Genomic DNA, 17,756 nt, shown 5'->3' with positions numbered 1-17,756 from the left:
CCGGGAAACGACAACGAGCGCGCTGCAACGCATGCAGCACGAGCACGGGTCAATCCAGGAGGGGGCTTAAATCAGCAGGCTACAGAAGCGCTGCAGGGGAGGCGGATCGGACACGCACACCGGAACATCCCGATACAACTGCGCGTGTACCGGTGGCAACAGAGCCTGCACCAGCGCGAAGGCGGCCAGCGCGGGCTGGTAAGGCACTTGAGGGGCCTTCGCATCGGCCGTGGCGATGTGATCGCGCTGGCAATGCTGGTCGCACAACGCCGGAGCATCGGGATCCGGCGTGGACATCTCTTCGCAACCGACCATCAGGGTCGCTTGTCCAGCTTCCACCGATTCCAGCGGACAGGCGTAAGCCACCAGCGCGAGTTGCTGCAGCAGCAGCGCCCACAGTCCCAGCCATGCCAGTCGGGCACGAGAACGGGGTCGCCGCCATCGCCTCAGCAGCCTCACCATGACAGCTCCCGCACGCCCGAAGCAGCGCCTGCGGACGCTGGGCAGATCAGGGCAGGGGACGTGCGAGCTCTCATGATGGCCAGTCTAGCCCTCTTGGGGCCGACTGTCATTGATCAGGATCAAGCCCTCGCGCGGACTCAGCGGTGGCATCCGCCGCAGCAGGAGGATGCGACGGCCGGGGCGGCCGGCGTACCAGCCTCAGAAGGGAGCACCGCAGCGATCACATAGCCTTGCCGCTGGATAGCCTCAACCGCCTGTTCTACGGCAAGCAGGCCCTCGATCTTGACCACGCCACTGCCCAGATCGACGTCCACCTGGGCGTGGGGGTCAAGGGCCTGAATGGCTTGGGTGACCGTTCGGACACAGTGACCACAGGTCATACCTTCAACAACGAGATTCATGGACAACCCTCCAAAAGCATCGGCGGTTTGCCGACGGCGTGACGATGAGCCTTCCCACGGTGGGAAGGTCAAACGACAGGCAAGTTGAGTGGTAATCCGTCCCGCGTTGTTGACCTTCCCATCATGGGAAGGCTCAGGCTACCTGCTCGTTCCTATTGGCCCTCACTCCATGGACATAACGCTCACTTATGCGAATTAAGTTATTGATTATATTACATTAATACAGGAATCGCAAGGTCTGTAGTTGCACCGTGCCCTGGCCGGCCACAAACGCGATAAGCTAAGCATTCCTTAGTGCTAGTCATTCTTGATGTCATGACGATGCCATCTGAGCGCACCCGCAATGTGCTGCAGGCGGGCGCGTTCCTCAGGCAGCTAGCGGCCAGCCAAGCCGTGCCTAAAGAGGTGCGGCAAGAGGCATATCGACTGCTGCGGCACTATCCAACCGTCAGCGACATCGAGGCGATTGCTGAGCACGAAGAGCGGCTGCGAGCGCTGACCCAGTCGGCCTTCGTACGACCCTACCTGAGCAGCGAGATCGAGGCGGATTGGTTCTCCGGGTACCCGCTCGGCCCTCATCGCATCTGACCATGAAGCAACCGAGCAGGCCGCGTGGAAGAGGGACTACGTCTGCGGAGACAGCGCTGGAGGCTTCCTTTGAACGGGCCCGCGACAGTGCGGCCGAGGAACGCGCATTCTTCAAGCGACTGATGGATGCGATCGTGTACGTGCATGCGCCCATCTCGGACGACGCGCAGACACTGCGGCTGGTCCAGTTCCGCCATCCTGACGGTTTCGATGCGATCCCTTTCTTTACCTCGCTCGACAAGGCGCAGGCGGCCAGCTCGTCTGCTGTCAGAATTCTGGGAGTTTCAGGCCGTGAGCTGCTAACCGGTACTCGCGGCGCGACGTTGATGCTCAATCCCAACTACGGCGGCGTTGTCCTGTACCCGGAAGAGGTTGCGACATTGTTGGATACGGGCTTTCTGGCCAGGGTGGAACGTCTGGCGCCGGCGGAGTTCGCGGTGAGACCTGCCCAGGCCGCGCCGGCTTGGCTCGCTCCGGCCATCAGCGGCAGCCTTGAGCACGCCGACTTCGTCTCGTCGGCCTATCTCCTGGAAACTCACTCGTCAGGGGGCGTCGAACAGCCTCCCGGTCTGTTGATCTGGCTGGTGGTGGACCTGGCTTTCGCCGAGCGGGCGGCTCGTCTGGTGACCACCGCCATACAGCCCTTATGCTCAGATTTGGACGTCATCATCGACTTGGCGGTCCACGACGTATCGCTGCCTTTGCCGGCGGGCTTGGATGATCCCCAGATCCTGCCCATATTTTTTCACGAGAATCAAGCCAACTTGAGCACAGCTCATCGGCCTATGAGCCCTGAAGATAAGCTACTAGCACTCCTTCCGGGATTGACCGAGGAAGAGAAGGAACGGCGGACCCGCGAGGGTATGGCCGACGTCGACGCTGGACGTACGATCCCGCACGAGGAACTACTGCAATGGATCAGGCGACGGTCAGAGCCTTCTTGAAGGTTTCCGTTGGGTCAGGAGCGTGGAAACTCTTGAATCCAATATTCAAGAAGGGCACGCGTGCCTGAGCAGTACTCCAGGAATGCCTGTGTCACGCGGCTTCTGGTTCAATCAAGCCTAGGTCTGTAATCCACGAACTGCCTGACGTCGAGGGGTGTTTCCTCGTTGAATCATGGTGTTAGAGACGATTCGGCTGTTTTTCTCACGAATCCCTGCCGACCTTCTTGAAAAACTGAACCAGACCTACCCAAACGCTTCCGTAAGGCAGGTGGTGAGAGGGCAGGTTAAGCACATCAGGGATAGCAATCCCAAGGAGATAGAAGCGCTACGACAGGAGGCCAACGATCAACTTCCTACTATCGCCGAGCTAAAGAGGGTCAGTGCGGTTGATCCAGAGTTCCGGATGGAAAACAGCTTCTTTGGGCCCAAGCCAGTCATCACCGCCCGCATCATCAACCGCTCAACACTGCCATTGAGCGAAGCGAGCTGGAATGCGGCGCTGTACATCAATGGCGATGTACAGCCTGTAGCCACGTCGAAGGTGCGCAGCGATTTCCGTTCCATCGAAGGCCTCAAGCCCGAACACCATGTTACGGCTCGATTCACTGTCGGATTCGTCAAGGGCGATAAGGCCTGGACCACCTTGGCAATTCGTCAAGCTACATCCACACGCGTCGAGCTGGAGATGATCCCTGAGACAGCAATGGACTTTACGGACAAAGCCTATCTAAGTGCCGATCTTCAGAAGCGCATTGATTTCCTTGAGAACCAACTCAAGCAAGCGAGCGAGTTCGAAGATGTCTGATGCTACCAAGCCCCGCCGGCGGATCACCCTCCGGCGGGGCTTGGTAGCGGTACCGACGTTCACCCCCGCCAAAGAGGACCATTACACAATGCGCCCGTCCATCCTCGCCTTGGACTTAGAAGGAACGCTGATTTCCAACGCTGTAAGCCAGATCCCGCGCCCGGGCCTCTACGAATTTCTGGAGTCGGCAAAGTCGCTCTTTGAGGGTCTAGTCATCTTCACCACAGTTCCGGAGCCTAGATTTCGCGAGATTGCCGACCTATTGGCTTGCGAAGGAGCGGCCCCGGGTTGGTTTGCCCGCTTGCCATACATAGACTGGACTGGGCCGACGAAGGATCTTGCCAACGTTTCCCAGCCCATCGGCTCTGCATGGCTACTAGATGATTACGCCCCCTATGTACAACCGGGACAGGAACATTGCTGGGTCCCGGTTCAACTGTTTTGTTCTCCTTACCCCGAGGACGACGCGGGACTGGACGATGCCATCGAGGCAATCCGTAAGCGACTGAACGAGTACTAGAGGGCCATCTCTTGGCCAGCGTCCAATGGGCCACAGGCTCGCCGGTCAACCAAGGTCCAGCGCTTCGTTGGAGAACCGTCGATATAGACCTGGGGGGGCGTTTACCGCGATAGAGTCCTGAGCCCCCTCAAACCATCTCATGGACCCGTGGCAGCTGGTCGGTCTACTCAGACTAGAAGCTAAAGCTGCCAACTGCCGCTAGGTTCCAGCCAGTACGCCATGCCCAGCGGCAGGAAAGTCTCCATTGCAACGTCCAGGATCAACGGCTGACGCCAACCCTGACCAGGCAAGAAGCAAAAATCCTTCCGGGCGAGGGTTCCAGCTTGCTCGCGTCCAGCTAACCAGATGCATCTGCGTTTTATCTCGCGATCAAGTGCTCGCCTCGCGGCATGCTCATCCAAACCGCTTTGTATGAACTCCGAGGCAGAATTTCGCATGCTCGCCCACAGCACGTAGCGCTTACGCCCCAAGCTGAGCGCATTCCATTCAGGCGATCCAATCGACTGAAGCCCGTCGCCTAGCTTCGGGTCCAACCGATGCTTCCGCAGAAGGTTTGCCAAGTACGCTCGAGCTTCGGTGGATGCCAGTGAAATTCCGAGATTCCGCCTCGCACTGGGCGTGCACTCAGCCGCCCACTGGGTGAGCGACCGGGTCAATGCCGACTCAAGGTTCAAGTCACTGCGAGACCACGGAGATTTGTAGGACCAAGCCAGGGGCTCATACAGAGATCTTGCGGCAAGCCGAGAACATTCGACTGGTTCGCGATGGAGGACGCGCAGCGTCGCAAGCGTGTCAAGTGCCTGCGAGGCCAACCCCTCAGCAGCTACCGGCGAACTAGCCGTTCTTGAGCGCTCTAGCGCGCACCACGCGCACGCAAGAAAGGGACCTATTGAACGAACGAAATTGTCCAGTTCTGGCCAGGGCGCGATGAGGGTCGGTTGGCTAACGACATAGGCCACACAGCCCTCAAATCGCGATACCAGTTGTCAGGATATCAACCTGCCCACAGACTGTCTATCTGACTTTCCGATATTGACCCTTAGGTGTTCTCTCCAGTTCAACGATATCTGAACATCCGATATCCTAGCCGTGCAGCGAATGAGCGGGGAGCGCCCCGGCGCACGACGCAGAACGTTACCGCATGTTGGGAGAGCCGAAATGATGCGCACCAGCGCTAGCCACCCGTTACTGATTGCAGAGTTGCCTGTTGGAGCCCATGGAGGCGGCATAGGGGTGACATTTGCGCCAGGCAAGTACCAGGAAGTCGCCATGACTGGAGCATGGGCGAGAGACCTAGATGTGGACGTCTCGGCTATTCAGGACTGGGGTGCCACTCACCTAGTCACCTTGCTTGAGCCTTGGGAGCTCAAGGACCTTCGAATCGAGAGCTTACCGGCGATAGTGGCGGGGAAGGGCATCTCTTGGCATGGACTGCCAATCACTGATGGAGCCGCACCAGACGACAGACTCCTCAAAGATTGGCTACAGCTAAGTGCTGAGCTCGTCGCTGACATGCTGAGCGGTCAAAGGATCGTGGTCCACTGCAAGGGGGGGTTGGGACGCGCGGGAACGGTCGCTGCCATGCTTTTGCTGCAGTCTGGCGAGGCCAAGCGGGCATCGGATGCCATCCACATGGTGCGGCATGCCAGGCCAGGCGCAATCGAAACGATTGCTCAAGAGGAGTTCCTAGAGTACTGGGCGCAGAGCCTTCACCCGGGCGGAGCTTGACCACTCAGGTGCGCAGTCAGGAACTCAAGGACGAGTTGCCTGTGGATCCAGAACTCGAGGGCTTCTTAGGTCTGGATCCAGAAATCGACGGCGTCTCCATAGTGGATCTTCGCGAGGGTTCAGGGCACATCAAAAATTCGCTGCCTCGAAAGCTAAGAACCTTGCTGTCGCACGAATCAGGGTCTTGTGCTGGGGCCGGACCAGCGCTATCGCTGACTAAGGCAGGGCAACCTCCAGGGACTGTACTGCGACGGCGCGATCAATAGACATCTGTCAGATGTATCGCCACCACTATCGATCTAATGAATGCTGACTCAGCCGATGCGTGCTGCCTTAGGAGTTACGATCTGACTGCACTCGTGGCCGAGGCGAAACGCCACGACGTACAGGACCGTGGCATCCATCGGCATACCTGAGCCCATCCGAATGACGACCTTACGCTGACCGTGCGACAGTGATACTCCCAGTTCCCGCAGGACCTCAATGCGCTGCTGCAGCCCGTCGTAGATGTCTAGCTTGTCGACTTCTGAATACAGGTCTTGGCAGTCGCGATACTCACGGTAGTAGTCGACCAGTGCAGCAAACTCGCTCGCCGCCTCGCGCGACAGCTCGAAAGCCGGTTCGGACAGATCCATGTCGCACGAAACGATCAGGCTGGCCAGCTCGCGCCCAGCAGCAAGCGGGGACACCGCCAGGGTGATGTAGTCGCGCTCAAACTGCGCTTGCGCCGCCTGCAGTTCCTCGTCTGTCGGCAGCGAGAAAGGCTTGTTGAGTGCATCGATGTCATTGAAATCGAAGGCGCGCGCCAGTGCGCGACGGGTGTCGAAACTGGCCGAGTCACCCTGCTCAACCCGCTGAACTGTTCGCACGTTCAGGCCCGAGATCTCGGCCAATTGTTCTTGCGACCAATGACGCAACTGGCGGAACTGGCGAATGCAGGCGCCAACCTCAGCAGCGGTAAGCAGGCGAGGCGGGGTCTTGGTGGTCATAGAAGATAACTCCGGAGGGGTAGGGAGCCCAGATTAGGAGGGTGCCGAACTTGGAAACATGACAGTCGCCCGACAGGCCCCCGACACAGATCAACTGCCAGGACTTGCCCCAACGAGAAATCCGGGGCAACTGCTTATGCGCCCGTGATGTTCTCCCCGTGCCCCCAGAGGGGGGCGAGGCCCAACTGCCTAGTCACTCACCACAGACCCCACCCTAGACGCGCAGGCGATCCGGGACAGCTCTATGGCGAGGGCTGATGGGGGGTCAATGGCTCCAACTCTGGCAAAACACCCCCAAATTGATGATGCAGTGCATTCATCCATGCCAGAACTGGTTCGCCTGGCCACAGGTGCGCCAGATTCAGAAGGGTTAGCATGGCAAGCGCATTGCTGTTCATGGCCACCCCCGCCAGAAGCGCGCCCGGGTAGCCATTTAACTGCCTTGCCAAGGGGTGAATCCCGGCATGGAGATAGGAGTTCAAGCCGACATAAAGGCATTGTCTGGCTCTGCCCAACAACTGTGATGCTCCTCGGGGCCCAGAGGACTCAAGCTTTACGAGCATGTCCTGAACGCCAGGGAGCCTCTTTGCCGCTTGCTGACTCTCCAGAGTCAGGGGCGCAAGAAGCTTCTCGATGTCGGTGTCGGTAGCTGCATAACATGCCCAGGTTGCACGCACGAGGGCCTCATACTGGGGCCGGACCAGCGAGATTGCTGACTGGGGCAGAGTAGCGATCAGGGACTGTACTGCCACGGCGTGATCAAGGGACATCTGGCAAAGTGCCGCCACCGCCGTCGATCTTCGGTCACGTCCATGCTCTATCTCCATCCAAGCGGCTCGAATTTCACCCAAGAGCTCTAAGGAGCCCTCCAGCACAGACGCCCGATCCTGGTCAGCCGATTGAGGCACAAGTCATCCTAGAATCGTGATCTGCAGGCAAGAGTAACGGCTCGTCCATCGGGCAAAGCCCTCAGTTGGCCGGCTGGGCTGCAGCATCTGTTAGCCGGTAATCTCTGCATTGCATCATCCGTGCATCAGCAATTTCTGCGTTGCGTCAGTCGCAAGTCAAATTTTTCTGCAATGGACCGTCTTGCACTGAAATTTTATTCCTCAAAAGCTGAAATCTCTGCAATGGCACCCTAAGAATGTCTGCGATGAACAGCGTTCTGGTCCGCGCGCGATTGCTTCCTATATTGCAACCATACGCTCAGCCAGCCAACCGCCGGGATCCATGATCGCGCGAGCGGACGATCCCGGTCGCAAATGGCTGGCTGCCGTCACTCTCGTGGCTTTGAGCGATCAAGGGGAGCAGTCTGGCCCACGTGTCGAACAGAAGCCTTGGATCTTGGTGGATCAGAAGCGAAACCCGCAGCGCATCTTCCATCGCCTTGAGGTAGCCGCGGCGTATCTCAAGTGCGTTCTCGCAAGCATTGGGGCGACCAAGAATTTGTGTGATCGCGGAGGCCATAGCAGTCTGGACAGGAGGGGAGGGGAAGGCGATAGTCTGCAAACGTCTAGACGATCCCGCAATGAGCATCCTCAACGTTCTCCTCACTCGTGACCACCTCGTCGTCGCAGCGGATACCCTGGCAGAGGATGCTCTCACAGGGGCGTATTCCGCGGGGGCAAAGCTGCTGCTGATCCCTCAGCACAACGTAGTGCTTGCTGCGCGCGGGTCTACGCAATTCTTCCTGGGGGGCTCGCAGAATTCGGAAAAAATCGTACGCTAAGGTTTTCCGGGCATCCGTAGGGGCCGAAACTTCCCGTCTTCCAGTCTGCGGCTCTGCCGCCAGACGTAATCGCCGGTGAGGTTGATGTGCTCCCAGCCCAGCGGCGACAGGAATTGCAGCAGCTCGCCGTCCACCGGCTTGCCGGCCTCGACCAACCCCTGGGTGGCGCGCTCCAGGTACACCGTGTTCCACAGCACGATAGCCGCCGTCACCAGGTTGAGGCCGCTGGCCCGGTAGCGCTGCTGCTCGAAGCTCCGATCCCTGATTTCCCCAAGGCGGTTGAAGAACACCGCCCTGGCCAGCGAGTTGCGCGCCTCACCTTTGTTCAGGCCGGCATGCACGCGGCGGCGCAGCTCAACACTTTGCAGCCAGTCTAGGATGAACAGCGTGCGTTCGATCCGGCCCAGCTCGCGCAGGGCCACGGCCAGGCCGTTCTGGCGCGGATAGCTGCCGAGCTTGCGCAGCATCAGCGAGGCAGTGACGGTGCCCTGTTTGATCGAGCTGGCCAGGCGCAGGATGTCGTCCCAATGGGCGCGGACGTGCTTGATGTTCAGGGTGCCGCCGATCAGCGGCCGCAGCGTCGGGTAGGTCTGCACGCCCTGCGGCACGTACAGCTTGGTTTCGCCGAGGTCGCGGATGCGCGGCGCGAAACGGAAGCCCAGCAGGTGCATCAGGGCGAAGACGTGATCGGTGAAGCCGGCCGTGTCGGTGTAGTGCTCCTCGATCCGCAGGTCGGACTCGTGGTACAGCAGGCCGTCGAGCACATAGGTGGAATCGCGCACGCCGACATTCACCACGCGGGTGCTGAACGGCGCGTACTGGTCGGAGATATGGGTGTAGAACAGCCGTCCCGGCTCACTGCCGTACTTCGGGTTGACGTGTCTGGTGCTCTCGCCCCGGCCGCCAGCCCGGAAACGCTGGCCATCGGAGGATGAGGTGGTGCCGTCGCCCCAGTGGGCGGCGAAGGCATGCTGGTACTGGTGGTTGACCAGCTCGGCCAGGGCCGCCGAATAGGTCTCGTCGCGGATGTGCCAGGCTTGCAGCCAGGACAGCTTGGCGTAGGTCAGACCGGGGCTCGACTCGGCCATCTTGGTCAGCCCGAGGTTGATCGCATCACCGAGGATCGCGGACAGCAGCAACGTCCGGTCTTTGGCCTCGGCCCCGTCCTTCAGGTGGGTGAAGTGGCGGCTGAAGCCCGTCCAGTCGTCCACGTCCATCAGCAGTTCGGTGATCTTGATGCGCGGCAGTAACTGACTGGTCTGGTCGATCAGCGCCTGCGCCCGATCCGGCACCGCCGCATCCAGCGGGGTGATCTTCAACCCGGACTCGGTGAGGATGGCATCGGGCAGCTCGTTGTCCTTGGCCAGGCGGGCGACAGTGGCCAACTGCTCGTCCAGCAGCTGCAAGCGCTCTTCCAGATACTGGTCGCTGTTCGGGTTGATCGCCAGCGGCAGGGCCTGTTCCCGCTTGAGCGCGGCGAACTTCTCGGCCGGCAGCAGGTAGTCGTCGAAGTCGCGGAACTGCCGCGAGCCCTTGACCCAGATGTCGCCGGAGCGCAGGGCGTTCTTCAGCTCGGACAGGGCGCAGATTTCGTAGAAGCGCCGGTCGAGGCCTTCCGGGGTGATCACCAGTGGCTTCCAGCGCGGCTTGATGAAGGCGGTGGGAGCATCGGCCGGCACCTTGCGCAGGTTGTCGGCGTTCATCTCGCGCAGCGTCTGCACGGCTGCCAGCACGCCCTGCGCGGCCGGGGCGGCGCGCAGCTCCAATACCTCCAGCAGAGCCGGCGTGTAGCGGCGCAGGGTGGCGAAGTTCTCGCCGACCAGGTGCAGGTGGTCGAAGCCCTCCGGCCGGGCCAGCAGCTCGGCTTCGCTGACGCTCTCGGTGAACTCGTCCCAGGGGATCACCGCCTCGATGGCGGCATAGGGGTCGCTGCCGGCTTCCTTGGCCTCCAGCAGCGCCTGGCCGATCTTGGAGTACAGGCGCACCTTGTCGTTGATCGCCTTGCCCTGCTTCTGGAACTGCTGCTGATGCTTGTGCTTCGCGCCGCTGAACAGCTTGACTAGGATGCGGTCGTGCAGATCCACCAGCTCATCAATCACGGTTGCAGTGCTCTCCAGCACCACGGCGGCCAGGGTCGCATAGCGCCGCTGCGGCTCGAACTTGCCGAGGTCTTTGGGCGTCATCTGCCCACCCTCGCGGGCCAGCTTGAGCAGGCGGTTCTGGTGGATGTGCCGGCCCAGGACTTCGGGCAAGTCCACCAGCTGAAATGTCTTCAGCCGCTCGATGTGCTCAAGCATGTGCCGAGAGTTGGGTTTCAGCGGTGCCTGGCGCAGCCAGGTCAACCAGGTGATGCTGCTGCCGGCCTTGAGCTTCAACAGCTCGTCCAGCTTGGCCCGATGCGAGTCCGTGAGCGGTTCAACCAGGGCGCGGTAGACCCGCCGATTGGCCCGTGCAATGGCCTCCGAGCAAGCCCGGTCGATCACGCTCAACGCCGGCAGGATGCGTCGCTTCTGCCGCAGGCTCTCCAGCGCCTGGCCGGCCAGCAGCAAGCCCTTGTCGGTCTGCTGGGCCAGTTCGGTCAGCTCGCGCACCAGGGCGCGGAAGTCGGACAGGCCGAACGGGGCCAGTTGAAGGTAGGTGCGCAGTTCCTGGGCGTGCTCGCGACGGGTCACATCGCGCTCGCCGTACTTCGTCCAACTCGCCGGATCGGTCTGGACTTGCTTGGCCACCCACAGGATGACCGGTTCGGGCAGCTCGCTGTCAGTGCCCAACGCATAGCCGGGGTAGCGCAGCAGGCAGAGTTGCACGGCGAAGCCGAGGCGGTTGGCGTCGCCGCGCCGCTGACGGATCAGCGACAGGTCGGAGTCGTTGAAGGTGTAGTAGCGGATCAGGTCATCCTGGCTTTCTGGCAACGCGAGCAGGGTGCCCCGCTCCGTGGCCGAGAGGATCAAGCGACGCGGCATGTGTCAGTCGTCCGTGCGGAGGTACTGGTAGAGGGTTTCCCGGCTGATGTTGAACTCGCGGGCAAGCTGCGCCTTGGGCTCGCCGGCCGTCGCTCGCTGCCGCAGGGTAGCAACCTGCTCATCGGACAGGGCTTTCTTGCGGCCCCGGTACGCGCCACGCTGCTTGGCCAAGGTGATGCCCTCACGCTGCCGCTCGCGGATCAGGGCGCGCTCGAACTCAGCGAAGGCCCCCATCACCGACAGCATCAGGTTGGCCATCGGCGAGTCCTCGCCAGTGAACACCAGGCCCTCCTTCAGGAACTCGATGCGCACGCCGCGTTGAGTCAGCTTCTGTACCAAGCGACGCAGGTCATCGAGGTTGCGGGCCAGCCGGTCCATGCTGTGCACCACCACTGTATCGCCTTCGCGGACGAAGCTCAGCAGCGCTTCGAGCTGGGGGCGCTGGGTGTCCTTGCCCGATGCCTTGTCGGTGAACACCTTGCTCACCTGTGTCTGTTCCAGCTGGCGTTCCGGGTTCTGGTCGAAGCTGCTGACCCGGACGTAGCCGATGCGGTGCCCCTGCACGATGTCTCCTTGGTTGAAGGCGGCTTAAGTGCTCCTTCTGTTCCGTTGTGCCTCAAACCCCGTTTCTGTCAGGCTGAAATCTATGACCTTCGCAGGCATGTGTCAAAAAATGCGAAAGATGACTCTATTCTGACTAAGCGGCGCGGCCCTGCCTGACATCCAGTTAGGGTATGCCTCAATCTGACGGTAGCGAGTCGCAGGCGTTCGGATCGGCATCGGTTTCGTTCCCTGTCTTGGCACGCGCTTCGAAGCGTTGATAACACTCCAACCCGCAGAAGTGCTCGACGTATTCCGCGCCTTCCGGGGTGAAGGCGGCATCGAGCGGGATTTCCTTGCAGCACACGCAGCAACTGGTGGTGGTCGAGTCACTTGCATTCATGGTGGCACCCCTCCATTGACTGACGAAGACGGCGAATGCCGCCGCCGGCATTGGCTTCGCGAACAGGAAGCCTTGTCCTGTGTCGCAGTCCGCTTGTCGCAATAGATCAAGACTCGCCGATGTTTCCACGCCTTCAGCCACCACATCCATGCCCAGCCCGTGCGCAAGCTGAATCACGGTGTGCACGATGGTTTGGTCGCGGCGGTCGTTGGCGAGCCCGGCGACAAACGATTGGTCGATCTTGAGCGTGCTGATTGGGCAGCACTTCAGATGTTGCAGACAGGAATACCCCGTCCCGAAGTCATCGGCGGCGAAGCGCACACCGATCTGCCGCAAGGCGTCCAGGGCGGGGAAGATCGCCGGATCACCAAACGCGACCGATTCGGTCAGCTCGATTTCGAGATACTCGGCGGGCAACTCGGCATCAGCCAGCACGCCCTTTACCCACCCGTCGAAGTCCGGTCCCACTTGGCTCGCCGAAACATTGACGGCCAGCCGGAACGGTCGCCATGCCAGCATTCGCCAGTCACGCATCTGGCGGCAGGCTTCGCCCAGCACCCAAGCGCCGATTTCAGGCATCAGGCCGGACGATTCGACCACGGGCAGGAACTGGCCCGGTGGCAATAGTCCAAGCGTCGGATGACGCCAGCGCAACAGGGCTTCCGCGCCGACAATCCCACCACTGCGCAGATCGACGACGGGCTGGTAGTGCAGTTCAAGCTGCCCGCGCTCGACCGCTTGGGCCAGTTCCGGCGTCGTCCATCCATCCGGCCGGAAAGCGCTCATTCTCTTTCCCTGAATGCCCGCAACGCCCGCGACAGGGACAGAAGGAACAGGCCGGTCAAACCGAGCGCCGCGATGACCCAATGCTCGCCGAGGAAAGCACCGGCGGTTGTGCCGGCCAGCACGACAGCGAGGATGGGCAGGTGGCAGGGGCAAGTCAGCACAGCCAGTCCGCCCCACAGGTAGCCGGTGATCGGTTTGTGCGTCTCGGACGGCAAGCGCTCGGGGTTGTTCATGGCAGACTCTCCGCGTGCTGTGCCGGCTCGGTCGGCAGGGTGGCCAACTGCACTTCCAGATCGGCCAACGCTTCGCGCCGACGCTCGACGAACTGACGCAGCAGGGCAAGCTGCGCGGCCGCTTCGTCGCCGTCCGCCGCATCCAGCGCCCGGCACAGCCGCGCCAGCGCGTCGAGGCCGATGCCCGCCTCGAAGGCCGCCCGCACGAAGCACAGCCGTTGCAAGGCGGCGTCATCGAACAAGCCGTAGCCGCCTGGTGTGCACGCCACCGGGCGCAGCAATCCGCGCAGCAGGTAGTCGCGCACGATATGCACGCTCACCCCGGCATCAAGAGCCAGCCGGGACACCGTGTAGGCGTTCATTGAACACCTCCTTTTTCTCACCCGGCGCAGCAGGAAAGCTGCTTCACATCCTTGTTGAAGGTCTGCGCCGCGAGCTTCAACCCCTCGACCATCGTCAGGTAGGGGAACAACTGGTCGGCCAGTTCCTGCACCGTCATGCGGTTGCGAATGGCCAGAGCCGCCGTCTGGATCAGTTCACCCGCTTCCGGCGCGACCGCCTGTACGCCGATCAGCCGATGGCTGCCTTCCTCGATAACCAACTTGATGAAGCCGCGTGTGTCGAAGTTGGCGAGCGCACGCGGCACGTTGTCCAAGGTCAAGGTGCGGCTGTCGGTCTCGATCCCGTCGTGGTGGGCTTCCGCCTCGCTGTAGCCCACGGTCGCCACTTGCGGATCGGTGAACACCACGGCCGGCATTGCGGTCAGGTCGAGCGCCGCATCGCCGCCGGTCATGTTGATCGCGGCACGGGTGCCGGCCGCTGCCGCCACATAGACGAACTGCGGCTGGTCGGTGCAGTCGCCGGCCGCGTAGATGTTCGGGTTGCTCGTGCGCATGCCTTGGTCGATGACGATGGCACCTTGCGCATTGACAGTGACCCCCGCTGCGTCCAGCGCGAGGCTGCGCGTGTTCGGTGTCCGACCGGTGGCAACCAGCAGTTTGTCGGCGCGCAATTCACCGTGCGTGGTGGTCAGCACGAATTCACCGTCCATATGGGCGACCTGGCTGGCTTGCGTGTGCTCCAGCACCTCGATGCCCTCGGCACGGAAAGCGGCTGTCACCGCCTCGCCGATGGCCGGGTCTTCACGGAAGAACAAGGTATTGCGCGCCAGGACCGTGACCTTGCTGCCCAGCCGGGCAAAGGCTTGCGCCAGCTCCAGCGCCACCACCGACGAGCCGATTACGGCAAGGCGTTCGGGAATGGTGTCGCTCGCCAGGGCCTCGGTGGAAGTCCAGTAGGGTGACTCTTTCAAGCCCGGAATCGGCGGGACCGCCGGGCTGGCACCCGTGGCGACCAGGCAGCGGTCGAACATCACGACGCGCTCGCCACCCTCGTTCAAACGGACGGTAAGGCTCTGGTCGTCCTTGAAGCGCGCCTCACCGTGCACAACGGTGATGGCCGGATTACCGCCCAGGATGCCTTCGTACTTGGCGTGCCGCAGTTCGTCGACGCGGGCCTGCTGCTGGGCCAGCAGCTTACTGCGGTCAATCGTAGGCACAGTTGCCGCAATACCGCCATCGAACGGGCTTTCCCGGCGCAGATGGGCGATGTGGGCGGCGCGGATCATGATCTTGGACGGCACACAGCCGACATTGACGCAGGTGCCGCCGATGGTGCCGCGCTCGATCAGCGTGACCTGCGCGCCTTGCTCGACGGCCTTCAGCGCCGCCGCCATCGCGGCTCCACCGCTGCCAATGACCGCTACCTGCACCGGGGGCTCGTTGCCACTGTGCTTTTCGGCGGCGGCCATCCATCCCCGCACCTTGTCGAGCAGTCCGACGCGGTTGTCCGCCAGTGGCGCATCGGCTAGCGTTGCCTTGTAGCCCAGTCCGGCCACGGCGGCAGTCAGCGCGTCCGGCGATGTGCCCGGCACGATGGCGAGTTGCGCTGTGCCCTTCGGATAGGACACCAGCGCCGACTGCACGCCTGGCACTTTTTCCAGCGCTTCCTTGACGTGCGCCGCGCACGAGTCGCAAGTCATGCCGGTGATTTTTAGATGGGTCATGCAACAGATCCTTTATCGTTTGTGGCGCCAGACAATGACGTCCGTTGTGCTGCGGTGCCGTTTTCAGTGACTCACTGCTTGACGCTGGACGGATAGCCCGCGTCTGCGGTTGCCTTGGTCAGCTTCTGCACGCTGGTCTTGGCATCGTCGAAGGTGACGACCGCTTGGCGTGTCTCGAAAGTCACGTCAACTTTGCTGACGCCTTCGACCTTGGAAATCGCCTTCTTGACAGTGATCGGGCAGGCGGAGCAGGTCATGCCCGGTACGGACAGCGTGACGGTCTGGGTGGCGGCCCAGACGGGGGCAACAACGGCGGCGAGGGCGAGGGAGGCAAACAGTTTCTTCATGGTGAACTCCGATCAGTAGAAAAATGGCATGACGTAGGGAAATCCGAGCGCGACCAGAACCAGCGCGGCCACGATCCAGAAAATGAGCTTGTAAGTAGCTCGCACTTGGGGAATCGCGCAGACCTCACCCGGTTTGCAGGCCGCTGCCTGCCGGTAGATGCGCCGCCAGGCGAAGAACAACGCCACCAGCGCCACGCCGATAAAGATGGGGCGATAGGGTTCCAACACCGCCAAGTTGCCGATCCAAGCGCCGCTGAACCCCAAGGCGATCAGAACCAACGGCCCGAGGCAGCAAGCCGAGGCGAGGATGGCGGCAAGCCCTCCAGTGAAGAGCGCGCCGCGCCCGGTTTTTGGTTCAGACATGCGCTTGTCCTTTCGAATTGAAATTGGATAGCGTAACCTTACTTCCGTACTCATGTACGGAGTCAAGCGATATGGAAAACAATTTGGAGAACCTGACCATTGGCGTTTTCGCCAAGGCGGCCGGGGTCAATGTGGAGACCATCCGTTTCTATCAGCGCAAGGGCTTGTTGCTGGAGCCTGACAAGCCCTATGGCAGCATCCGCCGCTATGGCGAGGCGAATGTAACGCGGGTGCGCTTCGTGAAATCAGCCCAGCGGCTGGGCTTCAGCCTGGATGAGATCGCCGAGCTGCTGCGGCTGGAGGATGGCACCCATTGCGAGGAAGCCAGCAGTCTGGCCGAGCACAAGCTCAAGGACGTGCGCGAGAAAATGGCTGACCTGGCGCGCATGGAGGCCGTGCTGTCTGAGTTGGTGCGCGCCTGCCATGCGCGAAGGGGGAACGTTTCCTGCCCGCTGATCGCGTCACTACAGGGTGGAGCAAGCTTGGCAGGTTCGGCTATGCCTTAGCGTGCTTTATTTTCCGTTTTCTGAGACGACCCCTTAGAAAGCCTAGTCAAAGAGCTGTCACGAGAACACCGTTAGCTTAGCGTACGATTTTTTCCGAATTCTGCGGTTCCCCCTTCCTCCGCATCTACGAGCTTGCACTGCAGGCCAGCTTCCGCGCAGATTTCACAATAGAACAGCTATCTGCCGAGCTAGGGCTGGTGGTGGACCAACTCTGGCCGAACTTTGAGAAAGCGGTTAGCGAAGCGGGATTGCCGATCGAGCAACTCGGGACCGAGTTGGTGCTTGGTGGATGGTCGTTGAAGAACGGCCGGATGATGGCCACGGCGTATGCGAAGAGTGACAGCCGGCGCCCTTGCGTTGTCCAGCCGATCGGGGGGCAGATGGCGTCGCCGGGCGAACCGCTCCAGGCCGCGACCCCTAGCATGGCCCAGGTGGATCTGCTGGCCCATGCGCGTCTCCAGGTCAGCTACCTCAATGGGCAATTGGGCCGGAAAGTAGCAGGAGGTCGACTGCTAGTTGGGTTTCTGCAGAAGGGGCAAGCCCTGCTCAAGGATCTAGGAGAGATCTAGGTCGCGGGAGTCAAATACGCTAGGGGCTGAAATCGAAGTTCAGGTCTGGCCCTAAGGCAGAAGGCCAAAGCAGACCAAGGTCGTCCGTGGATTTGGGATGTTTATCGAGGGCAGGGTGGATGTCCGCTTCTGGCCGGAAGCGGACATTGGGCGGCGACCGGCCCGGTGATGGCATCCGCCTTCGACCCAAAGCGGGCATCGTTCTCGACACACCTGAGTTGATCCGTACTCCAAAGCCTGTTTCCGCTACCCCTTGTAGTGCTCGACGTAGAGCCCCAAAGCTGCCAACGACGCATACACGGCGGACCCAGCGTTGGTCGCGTACAAGGCAAAGGGAACCGGAGGATCGCAGGGAACTGTTGCGATGAACCACGGAGCTGAGCTCGTCAAGCTCGTCCTAGGTGATGTGAGGAATCCTAGCTCCCTACGCATACCTAGCGCCTCGCGGACGTACGCCTTGTTCCAGCCGCCAGTCTTGCACGAGACCCCAAGAAGTAACTCCGTAAATGCGGGATAGCGACGGGTCTTAATCGGACGATATACACCGACGTCAATCTCGTGACGGTCAGCCGCTTTGACCACCGTCGTGCCTTTCCAGCTATGGCTTAGTGTGGTGACCTGCACTGAAATCCTAATCTCGAGCTTCTCAGTAGACGTAGATCCACTGATGTAATCGTGATCCGGATGGTTTGCTTTGCATGGAGATCCTCCAAACGTCAGGACGCCTGCCATCTTGGGGGTACACGTGAGCTTGTAGCCCGCACTATCGATGATTCGCAGAAGCCTAAGCAGCACCCGAAGTTCGTAAGCCTTTC

19 protein-coding genes are annotated in these 17,756 nt (G+C 61.2%); 6 read left to right on the top strand and 13 right to left on the bottom strand.

The features are described 5' to 3' along the window. Positions 1–66 precede the first annotated feature (66 nt). Both ACZK2G_RS10965 and ACZK2G_RS10960 read right to left on the bottom strand, forming a co-directional pair. A complete protein-coding gene (locus tag ACZK2G_RS10965) occupies positions 67–462 on the bottom strand; it encodes a hypothetical protein (RefSeq protein ID WP_005413404.1) in 396 nt (131 codons plus the stop codon). Positions 463–599: 137 nt separating this feature from the next. Next, positions 600–842, bottom strand: a complete 243-nt coding sequence (locus ACZK2G_RS10960) for a heavy-metal-associated domain-containing protein (RefSeq protein ID WP_224482004.1) — start codon at positions 840–842, stop codon at positions 600–602. A gap of 315 nt (positions 843–1,157) precedes the next feature. On the opposite strand from ACZK2G_RS10960, the gene ACZK2G_RS10955 reads away from it, so the two are divergent. The 5 genes from ACZK2G_RS10955 (at position 1,158) to ACZK2G_RS10935 (ending at position 5,448) form a co-directional block, all read left to right on the top strand. Beyond that, entirely contained in the window at positions 1,158–1,451 is a 294-nt protein-coding gene (locus tag ACZK2G_RS10955; protein WP_223224794.1) for a BPSL0761 family protein, read from the top strand. A gap of 2 nt (positions 1,452–1,453) precedes the next feature. Beyond that, complete coding sequence (locus ACZK2G_RS10950) at positions 1,454–2,395, top strand: SseB family protein (protein ID WP_049401588.1); 942 nt, start codon at positions 1,454–1,456, stop codon at positions 2,393–2,395. A 172-nt stretch (positions 2,396–2,567) separates the two neighbouring features. Further along, a complete protein-coding gene (locus ACZK2G_RS10945) occupies positions 2,568–3,200 on the top strand; it encodes a hypothetical protein (RefSeq protein WP_021201832.1) in 633 nt (210 codons plus the stop codon). Positions 3,201–3,288: 88 nt separating this feature from the next. Then, the gene (locus ACZK2G_RS10940; protein ID WP_031269101.1) at positions 3,289–3,720 is read left to right on the top strand and encodes an NIF family HAD-type phosphatase; all 432 of its coding nucleotides are present in this window, start codon (positions 3,289–3,291) and stop codon (positions 3,718–3,720) included. Between the two features lie 1,098 nt (positions 3,721–4,818). Next, complete coding sequence (locus ACZK2G_RS10935) at positions 4,819–5,448, top strand: cyclin-dependent kinase inhibitor 3 family protein (protein ID WP_306341171.1); 630 nt, start codon at positions 4,819–4,821, stop codon at positions 5,446–5,448. A gap of 314 nt (positions 5,449–5,762) precedes the next feature. Here the strand turns inward: ACZK2G_RS10935 and ACZK2G_RS10930 are convergent, their stop codons facing one another. From ACZK2G_RS10930 to merT, 11 genes are all read right to left on the bottom strand, one after another. After that, positions 5,763–6,437 carry a helix-turn-helix domain-containing protein gene (locus tag ACZK2G_RS10930; RefSeq protein WP_005413401.1) on the bottom strand — a complete coding sequence of 225 codons (675 nt, stop codon included), beginning with the start codon at positions 6,435–6,437 and terminating at the stop codon, positions 5,763–5,765. 242 nt (positions 6,438–6,679) lie between these two features. Next, complete coding sequence (locus ACZK2G_RS10925) at positions 6,680–7,207, bottom strand: DUF6988 family protein (protein WP_395760189.1); 528 nt, start codon at positions 7,205–7,207, stop codon at positions 6,680–6,682. A gap of 436 nt (positions 7,208–7,643) precedes the next feature. Next, positions 7,644–7,904, bottom strand: coding sequence for a hypothetical protein (locus ACZK2G_RS10920; protein WP_049401600.1), 261 nt, complete (start codon positions 7,902–7,904; stop codon positions 7,644–7,646). Between the two features lie 258 nt (positions 7,905–8,162). Further along, positions 8,163–11,129 carry a Tn3-like element TnAs1 family transposase gene (locus ACZK2G_RS10915; RefSeq protein ID WP_005413400.1) on the bottom strand — a complete coding sequence of 989 codons (2,967 nt, stop codon included), beginning with the start codon at positions 11,127–11,129 and terminating at the stop codon, positions 8,163–8,165. Positions 11,130–11,132: 3 nt separating this feature from the next. Further along, the gene (locus ACZK2G_RS10910; protein ID WP_478475544.1) at positions 11,133–11,693 is read right to left on the bottom strand and encodes a recombinase family protein; all 561 of its coding nucleotides are present in this window, start codon (positions 11,691–11,693) and stop codon (positions 11,133–11,135) included. A 175-nt stretch (positions 11,694–11,868) separates the two neighbouring features. Continuing rightward, positions 11,869–12,858, bottom strand: coding sequence for a DUF3330 domain-containing protein (locus tag ACZK2G_RS10905; protein WP_003132006.1), 990 nt, complete (start codon positions 12,856–12,858; stop codon positions 11,869–11,871). Further along, positions 12,855–13,091: a broad-spectrum mercury transporter MerE gene (gene merE, locus ACZK2G_RS10900; RefSeq protein ID WP_003132004.1), complete on the bottom strand. Its 237-nt coding sequence runs from the start codon at positions 13,089–13,091 to the stop codon at positions 12,855–12,857. Before merE ends, ACZK2G_RS10905 begins: the two co-directional genes overlap by 4 nt. Next, a complete protein-coding gene (merD, locus tag ACZK2G_RS10895) occupies positions 13,088–13,453 on the bottom strand; it encodes a mercury resistance co-regulator MerD (protein WP_000995360.1) in 366 nt (121 codons plus the stop codon). The genes merE and merD overlap by 4 nt, the downstream gene beginning before the upstream one ends. A 17-nt stretch (positions 13,454–13,470) precedes the next feature. Continuing rightward, on the bottom strand, positions 13,471–15,156 hold the full coding sequence (gene merA / locus ACZK2G_RS10890; RefSeq protein ID WP_003156770.1) for a mercury(II) reductase: 1,686 nt from the start codon (positions 15,154–15,156) through the stop codon (positions 13,471–13,473). 71 nt (positions 15,157–15,227) lie between these two features. After that, the gene (gene merP, locus ACZK2G_RS10885) at positions 15,228–15,503 is read right to left on the bottom strand and encodes a mercury resistance system periplasmic binding protein MerP (RefSeq protein WP_003131987.1); all 276 of its coding nucleotides are present in this window, start codon (positions 15,501–15,503) and stop codon (positions 15,228–15,230) included. Between the two features lie 12 nt (positions 15,504–15,515). Continuing rightward, entirely contained in the window at positions 15,516–15,866 is a 351-nt protein-coding gene (gene merT, locus ACZK2G_RS10880) for a mercuric ion transporter MerT (protein ID WP_003131974.1), read from the bottom strand. Between the two features lie 71 nt (positions 15,867–15,937). Here merT and merR point away from each other — a divergent pair, with 71 nt between their 5' ends. Then, positions 15,938–16,372 (top strand): mercury resistance transcriptional regulator MerR, encoded by a 435-nt coding sequence (merR, locus tag ACZK2G_RS10875; protein ID WP_005413387.1) that lies wholly within the window; start codon positions 15,938–15,940, stop codon positions 16,370–16,372. Positions 16,373–17,756: the final 1,384 nt, after the last annotated feature.

The sequence above is a fragment of the Stenotrophomonas sp. 107298_Sma genome, assembly GCF_056480345.1.
This window is presented reverse-complemented; position numbering and strand designations above follow the sequence as displayed.

What these genes read in the sequence shown, in the direction of transcription:
- ACZK2G_RS10905 (WP_003132006.1), bottom strand. Translation starts at nt 12,858, where the DNA reads ATGAGCGCTTTCCGGCCGGATGGATGGACGACGCCGGAACTGGCCCAA.
- ACZK2G_RS10930 (WP_005413401.1), bottom strand. Translation starts at nt 6,437, where the DNA reads ATGACCACCAAGACCCCGCCTCGCCTGCTTACCGCTGCTGAGGTTGGC.
- merE (WP_003132004.1), bottom strand. Translation starts at nt 13,091, where the DNA reads ATGAACAACCCCGAGCGCTTGCCGTCCGAGACGCACAAACCGATCACC.
- ACZK2G_RS10960 (WP_224482004.1), bottom strand. Translation starts at nt 842, where the DNA reads ATGACCTGTGGTCACTGTGTCCGAACGGTCACCCAAGCCATTCAGGCC.
- ACZK2G_RS10945 (WP_021201832.1), top strand. Translation starts at nt 2,568, where the DNA reads ATGGTGTTAGAGACGATTCGGCTGTTTTTCTCACGAATCCCTGCCGAC.
- ACZK2G_RS10920 (WP_049401600.1), bottom strand. Translation starts at nt 7,904, where the DNA reads ATGGCCTCCGCGATCACACAAATTCTTGGTCGCCCCAATGCTTGCGAG.
- ACZK2G_RS10915 (WP_005413400.1), bottom strand. Translation starts at nt 11,129, where the DNA reads ATGCCGCGTCGCTTGATCCTCTCGGCCACGGAGCGGGGCACCCTGCTC.
- merA (WP_003156770.1), bottom strand. Translation starts at nt 15,156, where the DNA reads ATGACCCATCTAAAAATCACCGGCATGACTTGCGACTCGTGCGCGGCG.
- ACZK2G_RS10940 (WP_031269101.1), top strand. Translation starts at nt 3,289, where the DNA reads ATGCGCCCGTCCATCCTCGCCTTGGACTTAGAAGGAACGCTGATTTCC.
- merP (WP_003131987.1), bottom strand. Translation starts at nt 15,503, where the DNA reads ATGAAGAAACTGTTTGCCTCCCTCGCCCTCGCCGCCGTTGTTGCCCCC.
- ACZK2G_RS10965 (WP_005413404.1), bottom strand. Translation starts at nt 462, where the DNA reads ATGGTGAGGCTGCTGAGGCGATGGCGGCGACCCCGTTCTCGTGCCCGA.
- merD (WP_000995360.1), bottom strand. Translation starts at nt 13,453, where the DNA reads ATGAACGCCTACACGGTGTCCCGGCTGGCTCTTGATGCCGGGGTGAGC.
- merT (WP_003131974.1), bottom strand. Translation starts at nt 15,866, where the DNA reads ATGTCTGAACCAAAAACCGGGCGCGGCGCGCTCTTCACTGGAGGGCTT.
- ACZK2G_RS10925 (WP_395760189.1), bottom strand. Translation starts at nt 7,207, where the DNA reads ATGTCCCTTGATCACGCCGTGGCAGTACAGTCCCTGATCGCTACTCTG.
- ACZK2G_RS10950 (WP_049401588.1), top strand. Translation starts at nt 1,454, where the DNA reads ATGAAGCAACCGAGCAGGCCGCGTGGAAGAGGGACTACGTCTGCGGAG.
- ACZK2G_RS10935 (WP_306341171.1), top strand. Translation starts at nt 4,819, where the DNA reads ATGAGCGGGGAGCGCCCCGGCGCACGACGCAGAACGTTACCGCATGTT.
- merR (WP_005413387.1), top strand. Translation starts at nt 15,938, where the DNA reads ATGGAAAACAATTTGGAGAACCTGACCATTGGCGTTTTCGCCAAGGCG.